This is a genomic window from Caulobacter sp. FV1ye6ST, assembly GCF_058681225.1.
Window position 1 is genome coordinate 1605774 of the sequence record NZ_CM178733.1, and the last position, 15473, is coordinate 1621246.

14 protein-coding genes, 1 tRNA gene and 1 pseudogene are annotated in these 15473 nt (G+C 67.1%); 8 read left to right on the top strand and 8 right to left on the bottom strand.

Annotated features, from left to right (window positions below; translation table 11 throughout):
• Nucleotides 1–7 precede the first annotated feature (7 nt).
• Nucleotides 8–616 carry a hypothetical protein gene (locus ACW175_RS08065; RefSeq protein ID WP_492104062.1) on the bottom strand — a complete coding sequence of 203 codons (609 nt, stop codon included), beginning with the start codon at nucleotides 614–616 and terminating at the stop codon, nucleotides 8–10.
• 238 nt (nucleotides 617–854) lie between these two features.
• Between ACW175_RS08065 and gatB the strand changes: the two genes are divergently transcribed.
• Nucleotides 855–2354 (top strand): Asp-tRNA(Asn)/Glu-tRNA(Gln) amidotransferase subunit GatB, encoded by a 1500-nt coding sequence (gatB, locus tag ACW175_RS08070; RefSeq protein ID WP_492104063.1) that lies wholly within the window; start codon nucleotides 855–857, stop codon nucleotides 2352–2354.
• A gap of 76 nt (nucleotides 2355–2430) precedes the next feature.
• Here gatB and ACW175_RS08075 read toward each other — a convergent pair whose 3' ends face one another.
• Together ACW175_RS08075 and ACW175_RS08080 are read right to left on the bottom strand one after the other, a co-directional pair.
• Nucleotides 2431–2784, bottom strand: coding sequence for a proteophosphoglycan 5 (locus ACW175_RS08075; protein ID WP_492104064.1), 354 nt, complete (start codon nucleotides 2782–2784; stop codon nucleotides 2431–2433).
• 191 nt (nucleotides 2785–2975) lie between these two features.
• Nucleotides 2976–3467 (bottom strand): RcnB family protein, encoded by a 492-nt coding sequence (locus ACW175_RS08080; RefSeq protein WP_492104065.1) that lies wholly within the window; start codon nucleotides 3465–3467, stop codon nucleotides 2976–2978.
• Nucleotides 3468–3664: 197 nt separating this feature from the next.
• On the opposite strand from ACW175_RS08080, the gene ACW175_RS08085 reads away from it, so the two are divergent.
• Nucleotides 3665–4390: a glutathione S-transferase N-terminal domain-containing protein gene (locus ACW175_RS08085; RefSeq protein ID WP_492104066.1), complete on the top strand. Its 726-nt coding sequence runs from the start codon at nucleotides 3665–3667 to the stop codon at nucleotides 4388–4390.
• A 172-nt stretch (nucleotides 4391–4562) separates the two neighbouring features.
• The gene (locus tag ACW175_RS08090) at nucleotides 4563–4841 is read left to right on the top strand and encodes a sel1 repeat family protein (protein WP_099576755.1); all 279 of its coding nucleotides are present in this window, start codon (nucleotides 4563–4565) and stop codon (nucleotides 4839–4841) included.
• Between the two features lie 48 nt (nucleotides 4842–4889).
• Here ACW175_RS08090 and ACW175_RS08095 read toward each other — a convergent pair whose 3' ends face one another.
• Nucleotides 4890–5651, bottom strand: coding sequence for a polysaccharide biosynthesis/export family protein (locus ACW175_RS08095; RefSeq protein WP_492104067.1), 762 nt, complete (start codon nucleotides 5649–5651; stop codon nucleotides 4890–4892).
• Between the two features lie 85 nt (nucleotides 5652–5736).
• On the opposite strand from ACW175_RS08095, the pseudogene ACW175_RS08100 reads away from it, so the two are divergent.
• Together ACW175_RS08100 and ACW175_RS08105 are read left to right on the top strand one after the other, a co-directional pair.
• Nucleotides 5737–7107: pseudogene (locus ACW175_RS08100) on the top strand (Wzz/FepE/Etk N-terminal domain-containing protein); the annotation flags it as partial.
• 208 nt (nucleotides 7108–7315) lie between these two features.
• Nucleotides 7316–8017, top strand: a complete 702-nt coding sequence (locus ACW175_RS08105; RefSeq protein WP_492104068.1) for a P-loop NTPase family protein — start codon at nucleotides 7316–7318, stop codon at nucleotides 8015–8017.
• 133 nt (nucleotides 8018–8150) lie between these two features.
• Here ACW175_RS08105 and hfsH read toward each other — a convergent pair whose 3' ends face one another.
• The 4 genes from hfsH to hfsE are packed head-to-tail and all read right to left on the bottom strand — an operon-like array spanning nucleotide 8151 to nucleotide 12814.
• The gene (gene hfsH, locus ACW175_RS08110; RefSeq protein WP_492104069.1) at nucleotides 8151–8924 is read right to left on the bottom strand and encodes an oligosaccharide deacetylase HfsH; all 774 of its coding nucleotides are present in this window, start codon (nucleotides 8922–8924) and stop codon (nucleotides 8151–8153) included.
• A complete protein-coding gene (gene hfsG, locus ACW175_RS08115; RefSeq protein WP_492104070.1) occupies nucleotides 8924–9853 on the bottom strand; it encodes a polysaccharide biosynthesis protein HfsG in 930 nt (309 codons plus the stop codon). The genes hfsH and hfsG overlap by 1 nt, the downstream gene beginning before the upstream one ends.
• The gene (hfsF, locus tag ACW175_RS08120; protein ID WP_492104071.1) at nucleotides 9850–11289 is read right to left on the bottom strand and encodes a polysaccharide biosynthesis protein HfsF; all 1440 of its coding nucleotides are present in this window, start codon (nucleotides 11287–11289) and stop codon (nucleotides 9850–9852) included. Before hfsF ends, hfsG begins: the two co-directional genes overlap by 4 nt.
• Before the next feature lie 10 nt (nucleotides 11290–11299).
• Complete coding sequence (gene hfsE, locus ACW175_RS08125) at nucleotides 11300–12814, bottom strand: polysaccharide biosynthesis protein HfsE (protein ID WP_492104072.1); 1515 nt, start codon at nucleotides 12812–12814, stop codon at nucleotides 11300–11302.
• Nucleotides 12815–12946: 132 nt separating this feature from the next.
• Here hfsE and ACW175_RS08130 point away from each other — a divergent pair.
• The 3 genes from ACW175_RS08130 to ACW175_RS08140 all read left to right on the top strand — a co-directional run bounded on the left by ACW175_RS08130 (nucleotide 12947) and on the right by ACW175_RS08140 (nucleotide 15173).
• Nucleotides 12947–13037, top strand: a tRNA-Ser gene (locus ACW175_RS08130).
• 175 nt (nucleotides 13038–13212) lie between these two features.
• A complete protein-coding gene (locus ACW175_RS08135; protein ID WP_492104073.1) occupies nucleotides 13213–14469 on the top strand; it encodes a tyrosine-type recombinase/integrase in 1257 nt (418 codons plus the stop codon).
• A 137-nt stretch (nucleotides 14470–14606) separates the two neighbouring features.
• On the top strand, nucleotides 14607–15173 hold the full coding sequence (locus tag ACW175_RS08140; RefSeq protein WP_492104074.1) for a helix-turn-helix domain-containing protein: 567 nt from the start codon (nucleotides 14607–14609) through the stop codon (nucleotides 15171–15173).
• The last annotated feature ends 300 nt before the right edge of the window (nucleotides 15174–15473 follow it).

A 15473-nucleotide genomic window follows, 5' to 3' on the forward strand; every position in this document is an offset into this window, starting at 1 on the left:
ACCCCGGTTATTGCGGGATGGTCGCCTGGGGCTGCGGCGTAGGGGCCGGAGCCGCCGGAGCCGGGATCACCAGCGGAGCCGGCTCGGCGATCGGGGCGCTGACGGTCGGCGGCGTTGCCGGGACCGTGGCGCCGACGTTGGCCGAGGCGCTCAAGGCGTCCGGAGCGCTGCTTTCGACCGGCGCGGCGCGACGGGCGACCGTGCGGGCCGGATTGGCGGCGCGCGGAGCCGAGCGGGCGACCGGGGCGGGCGCCGCCGGTTCATTGGCGGCCAGTTCGGTCGGTTGCGGAATCGGCGACGGCGTGGCCGAAGCGCTGGCGGGAACCGGCGTCGTGGCGACCGGCGCGGGGCTTTCGGCCGCGGCGGTCCGCAGCGATTGCGGATCGGTCGGCGCTTCGGTGCGATTGGCGCTCATGCCCCAGATCAAGGCGCCGGCGGCGACGGCCAGCACGGGAACACCGATCAGAAGCGGCAGATTGCCGGACGCCTTCTTCTTCGGCGTGCGAGCATAGATCGGCTGGCTGGGAAACATCGCCGAAGCATTGGGATCGGCCGAGATGACCGGCTCCGGCGCGTCGAAGTTCAAAGCGGGGCGAGTATCGTAAGCGGTGGGCATTTCTACCTCCGTGAATGAGCTGTTCGAGAAAAGAACGGCACGATAACTCGGCGGTTCCATTGCCCCGCAATGGCGCCGGATTTGACTCAATGCGGCCTTATTCAGAAAAGTCGAAAATCTAATGGCGCCGCTTGCTTGAATTAGCGCCAAAGCCCTTGTTGGCTTGGCGTGGCGAAGTGGTCGGGCGCCGACGTTCGAAGCTTTTCCGGCCTGCCTCGCTTGATGTAGAGAGACGGCTATGACGCAAGATTCCAAAACGATCCAAGGCCGCACCGGCCCCTGGGAAATCGTCCTCGGCCTTGAGGTTCACGCCCAGGTGGCCAGCAAGTCCAAGCTGTTCTCCGGCGCCGCCGTCGGTTTCGGCGCGGGTCCGAACGAGCAGGTCAGCCTGGTCGACGCGGCCATGCCGGGCATGCTGCCGGTGCTGAACAAGTTCTGCGTCGAGCAGGCGGTCAAGACCGGCCTGGGCCTGAAGGCCCAGATCAACCTGAAGAGCCGCTTCGACCGGAAGAACTACTTCTATCCGGATCTGCCGCAGGGCTATCAGATCAGCCAGTTCGACCAGCCGATCGTCGGCGAGGGCGTGGTGACGGTCGAGCGCGACGACGGCACGACCTTCGACGTGCGCATCGAGCGCCTGCACCTGGAGCAGGACGCCGGCAAGTCGCTGCACGATCAGGATCCGAACGCGACCTATGTCGACCTGAACCGGGCGGGCACGGCGCTGATGGAGATCGTCTCCAAGCCGGACATGCGCACCTCGGAAGAGGCGGCCGCCTACGTCAAGAAGCTGCGCACGATCCTGGTCTATCTGGGCACCTGCGACGGCGACATGGAGAAGGGCAACCTGCGCGCCGACGTCAATGTCTCGGTCTGCCGCCCCGGCGACTATGAGAAGTTCCGCGAGACCGGCAGCTTCAGCCACCTGGGCACGCGCTGCGAGATCAAGAACGTCAACAGCTACCGCTACATCCAGCAGGCCATCGAGTACGAGGCCCGTCGCCAGATCGAGATCCTGGAAGACGGCGGCAAGATCGATCAGGAGACCCGCCTGTTCGACCCCACCAAGGGCGAGACCCGCTCGATGCGATCGAAGGAAGAGGCGCACGACTATCGCTATTTCCCCGATCCGGATCTGCTGCCGCTGGTCCTGGACCCGGCCTGGGTCAAGGAACTTGAGACGACGCTGCCGGAACTGCCGGACGCCAAGAAGCTGCGTCTGCAGAGCCAGTATGGCCTGTCGGCCTATGACGCCGGCGTGCTGATCATCGAGAGCGACCGCGCCGACTATTTCGAGGCCGCCGCGAAAGGCCGAGACGCCAAGCTGGTCTCGAACTGGGTGACCAACGAGCTGCTGTCTAAGCTGTCGGCCGGCGGCCACGAGATCGCCAACTCGCCGCTGCCGTCGTCGGACATCGCCCAACTGGTCGAGCTGATCGAGAACGGCACCATCTCGTCGAAGATCGCCAAGGAAGTCTTCGAGCACATGTGGGCCGGCGAAGGCCGTCCCTCGGAGATCGTCGAGAAGCGCGGCCTGGTGCAGATCAACGACACCGGCGCCATCGAGAAAGCCATCGACGACCTGGTCGCCGCCAATCCTGACAAGGCCGAGGCGGTGAAGGAAAAGCCGCAGGCGCTCGGCTGGTTCGTCGGCCAGGTGATGAAGGCCACGGGCGGCAAGGCCAATCCGGCCACGCTCAACGAACTGCTGCGCAAGAAGCTCGGCGTCGCCGAATAGGCTTCTCGCCCGGCCAGGCATGACGAGGGCCCGCGGTGGAAGCCGCGGGCCCTTCTTCGTTGATGCGAACTCTAAATTATCGCGGCTGGGCCGGGGTCGGCTCTTCGGCCGTCTTCTTGTGCTTCTTGGTCTTCTTGGCGGCCTTCTCGTCGGCGGCGGGCGCGGTCTTGTCGTCGGTCATGGCCGGCGCCGTGGCCGAGGTCGGCGCGCCAGCGGAGTCGGCCGGTGTGGCGGTCTCGGAAGCCGGCGGCGCGGACTGCTCGGACGCCGGCGCGGCCGGCGAGGCATCGTTGGTCGGGGCCGGCGTGGTCATGCTCGGCTGCGGATTGGCTGGCGAGGTCTGAGGCAGGGTCGTCTGAGCCAGGGCCGAGCCGGCATAGGCGGCGGCCGCCAGGGCAAGGGCGGCGGTGGTGATGCGCAGGGTCTTCATGGTCGGGACCGTGTTGCTTCAGCGTCGTTGTGTGACGCGAAGCCTACGCTGACCCAGCAATGCGGTCGAAATGACTTCGCAATCGGGCGCTTGGGCCTCACTCGCGGCAGGGTCGAGGCGCTTGTGACCGCAAAACGGCGTCCCAGGCAAAACCCAGGACGCCGTCTCCATGCCGCAAAAGCAGGTCAGGTCTAGCGGTTGGCGATGACGTCGAAGATCAGGCCGGTCGCGATGGCGGCCAGAACGTAGTCATTGCCCGTACGATACCAATAGTAGCCCCGGGGCGGCGGGCGCAGGCTGTAGCGGTAGTAATCGTTCACGACATAGCCGTGTCCGCGATAATAGCTGGGCAGATAGGCGCCGCGACGCCACGACGTATAACCTGGGCGGAAGCCCGGACGGCCATAATAGGCGGGCGGCGGCGGGCCGTAGGACCAGCGGTTGTTATAGTAGTAGCCGTTGTGCCGGCCGCCGTCCCAACGATCACCGCGCCCGTAGTCGCCGCGCCCGCGATCACGGTCGTAGTCGCGACGGTCATGGTCCCGGCCGCGATCCCAATCGCCGCGCCCGCGGTCGTTGTGTTCCCAGCGGCCGCGATCCTGGGCGGCGGCGTCGGTGGCCGTCAGAGCCATCGGGCCCGCCACGGAGGCTACGGCGGCGATGGTGAGCAGCAGACGTTTCATCTCGTCTTCTCCTAGTGGTCGGGCGGCGCCCGCGAGACGTCGCCTAGAAACTTCCCTCGACCTTGAAACGCAGGATGACGCCTTTCGGCTGAACCCAGCCTGAACGCCGCCGTCAGGCTTTTCCGCGAGGAAGCCTTGGCGGGAAGGGCGCGCGCGGCCATCTTCCGTCGGAGCAACGATAACGGGAGGGAAGGCCAATGAGCCGTCCGATCGAACTGCACTACTGGCCCACGCCCAACGGCTGGAAGATTTCCATCGCTCTGGAGGAGATGGGCCTGCCGTACGAGATGATCCCGGTGAACATCGGGACCGGCGAGCAGTTCAAGCCGGAGTTCCTGGCCATCAGCCCCAACAACCGCATGCCGGCCATCGTCGATCCCGATGGTCCCGATGGCCAGCCGATCTCGATTTTCGAGTCCGGCGCCATCCTGCAGTACCTGGCCCGCAAGACCGGCCAGTTCTACGGCGAGACCGAGCGGGATCGCGTCAATATCGACCAGTGGGTGATGTGGCAGATGGGGGGACTGGGTCCCATGGCGGGCCAGACCCACCATTTCCGTCAGTACGCCCCGTCGATCATCGCCGACCAGCGCCAGATCGCCTATGGCGCCATCCGCTACACCAATGAGACCCACCGCCTGTACGGAGTGCTCAACAAGCAGTTGGAAGGCCGCGATTTCATCTGCGGCCAATTGTCCATCGCCGACTTCATGAGTTGGCCCTGGGTAGTGCCGTGGAAAAATCAGGGCATCATTCTGGAGGAGTTCCCCAATTTGAGGACATGGTTCGAGCGCGTCGGCGCGCGCGAAGCGGTCCAGAAGGGCTTCAAGCTGGGCGCCGAATTGCGGTCCGCCGGCCTGCAAGCGTCGGGAAAAGCGGCGGAAGAGGCCCGAAAAGTGCTTTTCGGCCAGCGTGCCCGTTAACGCTCTGTAGACTCGTGTTTACGCTCAGTAATCACCTTGAATAACTAGTATACTTGTTGTGGCGTTCATGATGTCGGCGCGCTTAACTATATGTTCAGTGGCGGTGGACTTTTCTTCTCTCAGGCTCTGATCCGTCAGAACGGCGGGGCGAGCTTGAGAGAGGAGACTAGCCATGATGATGATGCAAGAACCGCCAGCCGCCGTGGCGATGCTGCCGCTGCCGACCGCCGAATCCACCGGCGACGAACTGTTCCGCATGGGCCTGCTGTACTCGACCGGCCAAGGCGGCGCGCCGCTGGACTATGTGTCGGCGCACATGCTGTTCAACCTGGCCGCCATGCGCGGTTCGGTCGAGGCCAAGGTCTACCGCAAGGAACTGTCGCAAGAGATGGCCAGCGACGAGGTCGCCGAAGCCCAGCGTCAGGCCCGGCAATGGCTCGCCCACGGCTGACCCACTTGTCTGGGCTTGGACTGCCGGCCGGTCCTGTGGGGGACCGGCTCAGTTGCCGTTGACGTTGCCGTTGATCGCGTAGCTGAAGCTGATGGGCAGCAGGTCCCGGAAGTACTGCTGCATGAACAGACCCGCTTCCGATACGCCGCTGCGCGGCACATAGACGATGTCGAAGCGCCGCAGCGGCACCAGATCCGCGCCTCCGGCGCGCGTCAGGCCCGCCAGCAGGTCGGCCGTCCGCATCATCGCCCGCCCGTCGGGGCCGCGTCGAATGATCACCACCTGATTGCGCTTGGCGCCGTTGGTAAAGCCGCCGGCCTGAATGATGGCCCGCAGCGCGTCGCTGTCGCCCGCCATGTCGAACACGCCGGCGTTCTTGACCTCGCCGCCGACGAACACCTTGAGCGGCGTCGCCGTCTTCACCGAAACCTGAATCTGAGGCCGCAGCAGCGTGCCGGCGTAGGCCTGGCTGATCGCGCCCTCCAGCTCGTCGATCGTGCGATCGGCGGCCATCACCGGCGCGACCAGCGGCAGGGTGATGCGGCCGTCGGGCTGCACGACCACGGACTTGTTGAGCTCCGGAGCCGACGGCACGGCCACCTCGACCTCGTCGCCCGGGTAGAACCGGTACGAGGGCTCGCTCTCGCTCCAGTCGGCGTAACCGATATTGGAGAAGTTCGCGGTAGGCCGGGGGCCCGGCGTGATCGGCTCGGCGTCGATGTGCCCGCAGGCGGAAAGCCCGCCGGCCATCAGGACCACGGCCCAAATCGCCTTCAAGGGGACCATCTTGAGATGCGTGCGGCTCTGCATGCGACAAGTCTTAACAGGAATGGGTAACGAACCCTTAAGGCTGGCCGCTCCAGGGTGAGCGGCAGATTGAACCGCCCGGATTCGAATGTCGACGAGCCCTTGGATCAGCGTACCGCACGACTCGCCGCCCCGCATGGCGGCGAGACGAGCCGGCGCGCGCGCCAAGTACGCCCCGGCCGACTTCGTCACCCTGTTGTGGCGCGAGCGTTTCCTGATGCTGGTCGTCTTCGTGGTGATCGTGGCGCTGGGCTTCGGCTTCGCCACCACGCTGAAGAAGAACTACACGGCCCAATCCAGCCTGTTCGTCCGCCTGGGCCAGGAATATGTCTACGAACCCCGCGCCGGCGACGCCGGCCGCGGCGCGGTGCCCAACAACGACGAAGTCATCCAGTCGGAAGCCGAGATCCTGGGCAGCGGCGAGCTGCGCGAGCGGGTGATCCGCAAGATCGGCTTCGCCAAGATCTTCCCGCAGGCGGCTCGGAAGTACGCCGGCGCCACGCCGGAAGGTAAGCGCAAGCTGATCGCCGAGGGCCGCGACTCGATCGCCAAGAGCCTGAAGATCGAGACCGCTCCGGACAATTCGATCATCCGTCTGGCCTATCAGGACAGCGATCCCGAAATGGCCGAGAAGGTGCTCAACACCTTGCTCGAGGAATATCTGATCTATCGCCGCAGCCTGCTGATCGGCGGCGGCGACAACGTGCTGCAGCGGCAGCGCGATATCTTCTCGCAGAAGCTGGCGGACGCCGATACGGCCTATCAGTCGTTCCTGACCACCAACGACATCGGCGACTTCACCGCTCAGAAGACCACGCTGATCCAGCTTCAGTCCCAGGTCGAGCAGCAGAAGTATTCGGTCGACGCTCAGTTGCAGGACCGCGTGGGCCGCCTGGCCGCCGTCGAGGCGGAGCTGTCGCGCACGCCGGCCGAGTCGGTGCTGTATCGCGACACCGACATGTCGGCCTCGACCAAGCTGGCTCAACTGAAGCTGGACCGCGAAGGCCTGTTGTCCCGCTACACGGCTGGCGCCCCGCCCGTGCAGGACATCAACGCCCAGATCGCCCAGCTGGAAGCGGGCCTCGCCGCCGGTCGAACCAATGGCGAAGGCGCGCGCCGCAGCGGTCCGAACCCGATCTGGCAGACCCTGACCACCACCCGCAACGACCTGCGGGCCGAGGTCGCGGCCTTGCGGCAGTCGCAGGCGACCTATGCCCAGCAGGTGACGGACGTGAACTCGCGCCTGCTGCGCCTCGCCGGGCTGGAGCCGCAATTCAACGAACTGTCGCGCGACCGCGATGTCCTGTCCGCCAACGTCCGCGATTTCACGGTCAAGGAACAGCAGGACGAGGCTCAGCGGCAGATGTCGTCCCAGAGCAGCGACAATATCCGCATCGTCCAGCGCGCCGTCGCCCCGTCGACCGGCAAGAGCCTGAAGAAGCCGGTGCTGATCCTGGCCGTCCTGTTCGCGGGCTTCGCGGCGCTGTGCGTCGGGCTGATCCGCATGTTCACACGCCCTGGTCTGCAGACGCCGGAATCGGCCTCGCGCACCCTGGGCGTGCCGGTCCTGGCCACGGCCGGGGTCAAACGGTGAGCGCTTTCGTCGCCTTTCGCCCCTAGGGTTAATGTCGCAAGTTGCGATCTTCGAGTACGTGGCGATTCGGTAGATGGTGGATTTGAACGTCGAGATGACGGAGTTGTGGGGGGCGCTTGGCGCGCCGCCCGCCGGACGTCCGCACGTCATCCAGTTCATCTCCGCGCGGCGCGGGGAGGGAACCTCGACGGTCGCCCGGGAATTCGCCCGTTTCACGTCGCGTCGGGCGGGCCGCAAGACCTGGCTGATCGACCTGGATCTCAACAGCCCCAGCCAGTTTCGCGAGATCGCCGCCGATCCGAACCGCTTCGGCCCGCTGGGTCCGCCGGTGGCGGCCTCGCCCGACGGCTCGACCTTCTTCACCGTTCAGCCGCCCGCGCCGCGCGCCGAGGGCGGGGTCTGGCCGGACTCCAAATTCCTGACGGGCCACAGCGTCGGCGGTCCCAACCTGTGGATCACGCGGTTCAACCGAGAAGCCCTGCGCGGTCGCCAGCAGGTTCACGTCATTCCGTCGGCGGACTATTGGCGGGCGCTGCGCAAGCACGCCGAGATCATCGTGGTCGACAGCCCGTCGCTGGACCGCTCCCAGTCGGGTCCGAGCATCGCCCAGCACATGGACCAGACGGTGATGGTGGTCTCGGCCGACCAGCCGGACGTGCGCCAGCCCGCCATGCTGCGTGACGCCCTGACGGCGGCCGGCGGCCGCTGCGCGGGCATGTTCTTCAACAAGGTCTCGGTCGAGCCGCCCGCCTTCCTGAAGGCGATCCTGCCTTAGCCGGCTCTCCGCCGCCTGAGCGCGGCCACGGCTAGAGCATTTTCCGATCCAATTGGATCGGTGAAATGCTCTAGCCTATTGTTTTGACGCATTTTCTGACGACGAACCGGTACCCACTTCGTCGGAAAATGCTCTAGAGGCCGATCCGCCTGGCGCCCTCGGCGACCGTCACGATATCGAAGCCGTCCGCCACCGCGCGGTCGATCAACCGCTCCAGCGCGCCCGTCGTGCAGCCCCATCGCGAGGGCTGAGCGGCCACGTCGTGGGTGTAGAGGATCAGCCAGGCCTTGCGGGTCTTGGCCTTGTCCAGCCAGCCGTTGGCTACCGCCTCGCCGTCCTCGCCCTCGATGCCGACGGCCGGGGCCTGGTTGAGATCGGCCCCGTCGGCGATCAGGCCGTGGTGCAGGGCGCGCAGGGTCTTGAAGCGGCCGGCAAGGGCCGTCTTGGCCGGCGCGCCGACGTCGCCATACGGATAGGCGAAGCTGACCGGATCGCCCGCGCCCCAGGCCGCCAGGCTTTCGGCGTTCTGGTCGACATCGGCGATGGTCGTCGCGCCGGACGACTGACCGCAGTCCAGGTGCGAGAAGGTGTGGCAGGCGATCTCGTGGCCAGCGTCGTGCAGGCGTCGCGCATCGGCGCCGGTGGCGAACCGGCCCATTGGCCCGTCGCGTCCGGCCAGGCCCGCGGCGAAATAGTAGGTGCCGCGCAGGCCGCGCGCCTCCAGCGCCTTGGCCCCGGCCTCGCAGGCCGTGGCCGGGGCGTCGTCGAAGCTGAACGACACCATCGGCCGCTCCAGCGCCACCTTGGCCGGCCGGCGATAGGCGAGGCGGATCAGCCGGCGGCGCAGCTTGCCCTTCAGGGTCCGGTCGGGCTCGTAGGCGTCGACCTTCTCGAACTGCACCTGCATCAGACGGCCTCGATATAGAGGGACGCGCGGTACAGCCGCATGGCGAACGCGCGAAGGGAAACGGGAGCGGCCTCGGCCAGGGCGACGCGCTTCAGCGCCGGCCGCCAGACGCCGCGCAGCGGGAAGGGCTTCAGGGCCTTGGCGACCTTGTAGCTTGGATAGGCGCTGACGATGTCGCGGTGGCTGGCGACGACGCGCGCGAAGTTGGCCGCCGACTGCTCGTACTTGGCGGCCATGGTCGGGGCGGCGTCCAGGCCCAGGTGCGTGGCGGTGTTATCGATGTGCAGGATCGGATGCTGGCGCACCACCCGCATCGCCCACTCGACATCCTCCCAGCCCCAACCCGAGAAGCCCTCGTCGAAGCCGATAGCCTCGAAGACGTCGCGGCGGACCAGCAGGTTGGAGGTGAAGACGTGCTTCTCCGGCGCCTTGGCCCGCTCCGGAGCGGGCGTGCAGTCGCTCTTCAGCGCCATGGCCCGGTGCAGCGCGGTCTCGGGCCGCGGCGGCGTCTGGTCCAGGGTGAAGCCGCCGAACGCCACCGGCGCGCCGCTTTCGGCCACGGCGACCCAGCGGCTGAGGAAGTCCGGGGTGTCGGGCAGCATGTCGCTGTCCAGGAACAGCAAGTGCTCGCCGCGCGCGTGGCTGGCCAGGCGGTTGCGGCCCTTGGCGCGGCCTTCGTTGCTGGAGAGGCGAACGAACCGGGCCGGGACGCGCAGCTTCTCGATCCGGCGGGCGATGCGTTCCGCCAGGGCGTCGTCGCCGCCGCCGTCGTCCAGCACCACGATCTCGGCGTGGGCGCGGGGATCGTCGAGGGCCTTGAGCAGGGCGCTGGGATCGTCGCGGAAGGTAGGGATCAGGACCGACAGGCGCGGCTGGGCGCTGGCCCAGGCGGCGTTCTCGATGCGGATTTCGGTGATGGGGGCGGTCATAGGGCGGGGGCTCTCCGACGGATGAGACCAGAAAGCTTGCCGCGCAGGCCGCCGACATCGAGGCCCAGCACGATCGCGCCATAGACCGTCGCGCCGACGCTGGCCTTCAGGGCCAGTTCCAGAGCGCCGCCTGGGGAGGGCAGCAGCCGCACGACCAGCGCCATGGCCAAGCAGGCGGCTCCGGCCTTGGCGAGGACCTCCCAGGGGATCGGCAGGGGGCAGGCGCGGCGGCCTAGCGCCCAGGCGGCGACGGCTCCGACGCCGTAGCTGATCGTCGTGGCCCACAGGGCGCCGTCCAGACCCAGGCGCGGGATCAGGACAAGGTTGAGAAGGACATTGGCGATGGCCGGCGCGCTCATGCTGACGATCAGCAGCGGCGTGCGGCGGGCCAGGGTGAAGGCCTGCAGCAGATAGTAGGTGGTCACGCCCGACAGCCAGCCGCTGGCGGCGATCCACGGCGTCACGTGGCCAGCCCCGACCCGCAGGTCCTGGCCGATCATCAGCTCCGCCAGCGGACGGGCGACCAGGGCCAGGCCGACGGCGGCGGGCAGGGTCAGCAGCGTCATGAAGCTTGCCTGTTCGCGGGCGGCCTCGGTAAGCGCCGCCTGGCCGCCGCGCTCCAGCGCCGAGATCAGGGCGGGCGCGCCGGCCATGCCGAGCCAGATGAAGACGACGTCCAGGGTGCGACTGCCCAGCGAATAGCCCGCGTGATAGACGCCGACCGTGGCCTCGTCGAGGAACGCGCCGAGCAGCAGGCGGTCGGTGCTGGCCAAGACGAGGGCCAGGATCAGCGACAGCGACACCGGCAGGCCGTAGGCGGCGTAGGCGCGGGCCAGGGCGCGGTCGAACTTGCCCCCGGACAGCCGCTTCAGCTCGCCCGGCAGCACCACGGCGACGCACAGGGCCGAGATCGCGCCGACGCCCAGGATCGGCGCCGCGCCGCCCAGACCGGCGAAGGCCAGGGCGAGACCGAGGACGAAGCCGCCGGCGTTCTGGATGATGGTCAGCAGGGCCGCGCCGGAGACCTCGCCAGCCGCGCGGCGGCGCTCCAAGGCCAACTTCGTCAGGCTGTTGACCAGGGTGCAGGCCAGGGCGGCGATCACCGCCACCTTCAGCGGTCCATGCAGCGGCGACACCGCCACGGCGACGCAGGCCAGTGGCACGATGACCGCAGCGCCGATCCACAGGCGATAGAGGGTGGCGAAGTGGTCGGCCAGGCGGCCATCCTCGCCGCGCGTCGCCAGGAACCGGGCCATGGCGGCTTCGGTCCAGGTCAGCAGGACGGTCTGGGTCAGGCTGCCGACAGAAAAGGCCAGGGCGTAGACGCCGTACTGGGCCGGATCCAGGACGCGCGTGAACAGGACGATGGTGAGCAGCCCCACCACGCCTTGCACCACATTGACCGGCAGATAGCCGAGGACCCCGCGCCAGAACATCGCCGGCCGCCTAGCGCACCGCCGACCGGTCCCCCAGCAGGCAGGGGATGGTCATGACGATGACGTAGAGGTCCAGCCAGAAGGACTGGCGCTCGATATATTCCACGTCGAGGGCCACCCGCAGGCGGACGCTCTCGGGCGTGTCGACGGGGCCGCGCGAGCCCTTGATGGCCGCCCAGCCGGTCAGGCCCGGCTTCATGCGGTGGCGGTGGGCGTATTCGGCGACCAGCTTGGCCGACTCGACGCCGCCGGTCTTCATGCCGATGGCGTGGGGGCGGGGACCGACGATCGACATCTCGCCGGCCAGCACGTTGAACAACTGCGGCAGCTCGTCGAGGCTGGTCTTGCGGATGAACTTGCCGATCTTGGTGACGCGGTCGTCATTGGCGCTGATCTGGCGCGCGGCCTGGGCGTCGGCCATCTCGTGGCGCATGGAGCGGAACTTCCAGACCAGGATCGCCTCGTTGTTGAAGCCGTGGCGGCGCTGGCGGAAGAAGATCGGGCCAGGGCTGTCAAGCTTCACGGCCAGGGCGACGATCAGCATGACCGGACCGGCGACCAGCAGGCCCGCGCCCGCCACGACCAGGTCCTGGGCGCGCTTGATCCACGCCTGGCGCGCGCCCCTGGCGGCCCCCGACAGTTCATTCTCGCCGCCGGCCACGATCCGGGCCAGGGCGGCGTCGTCCTGCGCGGGGCCACCGACGTCGATGAAGAGGTTCACCGGATTGGGCAGCACGCCCAGCTTCTCGACCAGTTGACGGACGCGGCCCTGGGCCGTCGACTCCACGGCGATCACCACGCGGTCGACATAGGGCATGATGCGGTGGTCGAGCAGGGCGGTGGTGTCACCCAGCACCGGCACGTCCATGATGTTCCCGGGCGCTCGGTCCATGCGGTCGTCGAACACGCCCAGAACATTGGCTTCGCCCGTGCGGAGGGCGGCCGCTATCAGGCGCTGGGCGTTGGCCGTGGCGCCGACCACGATGATGTTGGGGGTCAGGCGGCCTTGCTGGCGACCGCGCGCGATGATCGTCCACCAGGCGACGTGCAGGGCGACGACACCGGTGGTCGCGGCCAGTAGCGTCCAGACGACCGGCGTCTCGACACCGCCCGACGGCAGCAGCGCCACGGCGGCGGCCAGCAGGCCGACGCCCAGCGCGAGGCCCGTCCGGGCCATGTGCCGCGACAGGTCCTGCTTGCGCGGGAAGGCGTAGGCGCCGAGCATTCGCAGCGCGACCAGTGCGGTCACCGCCCAGAGGCCGGCGGCCAGCGGATGGCCCTCCAGGGTCAGCGCAAGCGTGACGCCGGCGGCGGTCAGGACGTCGACGATGCGGAAGGTGCGCGACAGGAGCCGCGCCTCGAGCCGAGCCCGCGACGGGATAAGCTGTCCAGGCCGGAACGGTCCGCGCCGCGCTCGCCCCATATCGCCGCCAGATCCGCCCGGAACACGCGGCGCGATTTCCGCTCCGCCCACGAAGGCGACAGCGGATTCGGCGGGCGAAGCGGAAGAGGGGATCGGACGCATGGCACTCGTCGTTGGAAAAACCATGTTCAACCTAGCGGGGCCGTCTGAGCACCGCGTTAACAGGCGAATTTTCCGCATAAGCGCCGTTGTCATCCTGAAGCGAACAGGCTATCCAGCCGCTCCCTCTCAGGAGGAGACGTGGCCGAGAGGCTGAAGGCACCGCTTTGCTAAAGCGGCATACCTCAAAAGGGTATCGAGGGTTCGAATCCCTCCGTCTCCGCCATCCCCGCTTTCCAGCACAATCCATCAGCGTCCGGCCGCGTCCGTGACCCGTTGATTTATCACCGAAAACTCGCGTTTTCGTGTCTGGACGCGTCCGCGCTCATACACCTCAATGGCTGTCACCTGCGGGGGTGAAAGCGGGGGTGAGATCCCCCCGAGTCTGAACGAGGTGATCCATGGCGCGGCTTATTGATCGACTCACCACCATGAAGGTGCGGCGCCTGAACGAGGCAGGCCGCTACCCGGACGGCGGCGGCCTCTATCTCCAGATCACCCCAAGCGGCGGCAAGTCCTGGATCTTTCGCTACAGATCGGCGGGCCGAGAACGGCACATGGGCCTTGGTCCCCTGGAGTTCGTCTCCCTGGCCGAAGCGCGCGAGAAGGCTCGCATAGCGCGATTGCAAAGGCACAATGGCGAAGATCCGCTTGGCGGCCACGTTGTGCGGCGGCCGAAGACTATCAGCACCGGCCCGAAAGGCGTCACCTTCAAGGAGGCGATGGTCGCCTACATCGATGGCAACAAAGCCGCGTGGCGCAACGAGAAGCACATCCAGCAATGGTCGAGCACGCTCAACACCTATGCCGTCCCGCACTTTGGATCAAAGTCGCTGGCTGACGTCGAAACGGCTGACGTCCTCAATGCGATCAAGCCGATCTGGCTCACGAAGTCCGAGACAGCTAGCCGGCTACGGGGGCGGATCGAGGCCGTGCTCAGCTGGGGGACGGTGCAGGGCTACCGCCAGGGCGAGAACCCAGCGCGCTGGAAGGGGCATATCGAGATGATCCTGCCCGCCAAGTCCAAGGTGGCGAAGGTCAAGCATCACGCAGCCTTGGACTACAAGGAGCTGCCAGCGTTCATGGCCAAGATGGAGGCCCAGGCTGGGGTGGGGGTTCTGGCTCTGCGCTTCGTCATTCTTACCGCCGCACGAACGGGGGAGGTGATCGGCGCGGATTGGAGCGAGATCGACTTCGAGAACAAGGTCTGGACCGTGCCGGCGTCGCGGATGAAAGCGGGCCGGGAGCACAGGGTTCCACTTAGCGAACCGGCGCTGGCGATCTTGGCGGCGCAGCGCGAGACTTGGCTGGAAGTCGAAGCTAGACGGCATCGAAAGACGTTGCCGGCCGGGAAAGCCGGACCAGTGGGGCCAATCTTCTGGGGACAGGTTGCGGGCAAGGGGCTCAGCAATATGGCGTTGCTCGCGGTGCTGCGCCGAATGGGACCTGGCGATCTAACGAGCCACGGCTTTCGGAGCACATTCCGAGACTGGGCGGCTGAAGAGACTGAGTTCCAGGGGGAGGTGGTGGAGATGGCTCTCGCTCACACCATTGGTAGCAAGGTCGAAGCTGCCTATCGCCGCGGTGATCTCTTCGAGAAGCGCCGTTCGTTGATGGGCCGCTGGGCTGAGGCTTGCGGGCTTGGCGATTGGAAATGAGACAATGGTTTTGCAGGCCCGTGCGAACATAGTGAATTCAAAGGCTTGGCGGCAAAGGGGCCGATTTTCGCCCCTAGCAAAATCAAGGGCTTAGCCGACCTCTGCAAACCAAAATCGGGCCTCTCGGGAGGCGCGAAATGAGCCTCGAAGCCCGCAACTGGGCCCGCCGCATCGGCGGCCTCTCGATCGCCGCCAAGGCCGTCCTGATGGCCCTGGCCGACCACGCCGACGCCGAAGGCAAGGCCTGGCCCAAGCTCAAGACCCTCGCCGAGATCACCAGCATGACCGAACGCCACGTCCGCCGACAGATCGGCGTGCTGGAGGGCAGGGGGTTGGTCGTGCGCGAGGATCGCTTCCGCAAAGACGGCGGCCAGACCAGCAACATCTATCGTTTGGCCATCGAACGGCCGACCCCACCAGGTCCGGCCCCGAAGGACCCGCCGAGCGGGGGAGGCGGACAATTGCGTCCGACCAAGGAACCCCATCTGAACCTTCCTCTTCTGACAAAGAGGAGCGCGCGGACACGGCCGTCCAGGACGCCCGTGCGGCCTTCGACCAGGTGTTCGACGCCTGGAAGGCCGTCAGCCCCGCAAGGCTCTCTCGCCCTCGCGCCTGGCCGCTCTGGCGTCGCTTTGCCCAGAAGCTTTCGCCGGCGCGACTCCTGGCCGCCGCACTACGCTATCTCCGCGAGGATCCCGACGTGAAGCGTTACGGTTCGCCTCAGGGGCTGGCCAAATGGCTAGCCGATGAAAAGTTCGAAGCCTGGATGCCGGCGGCGGAAAGGTCGTTCTCCCCGGCCTCACCATTGACCCTTCCAACCACGCTGTACGACGCCGCAGCCCTTCAGAAGGGCGCGGCCTGGGTAGCCAGCTGGATCGTCCCATGCCGCTACGACGCCGTGACTCGGATTCTCCACGCCAGAACCGGCTTTGCAGCCAGAACCATCGCCACGGAGTTGGGCAGCCTGCTTCGAGTTCTAGGGATTGGGCTCTGTGCAGCGTCAG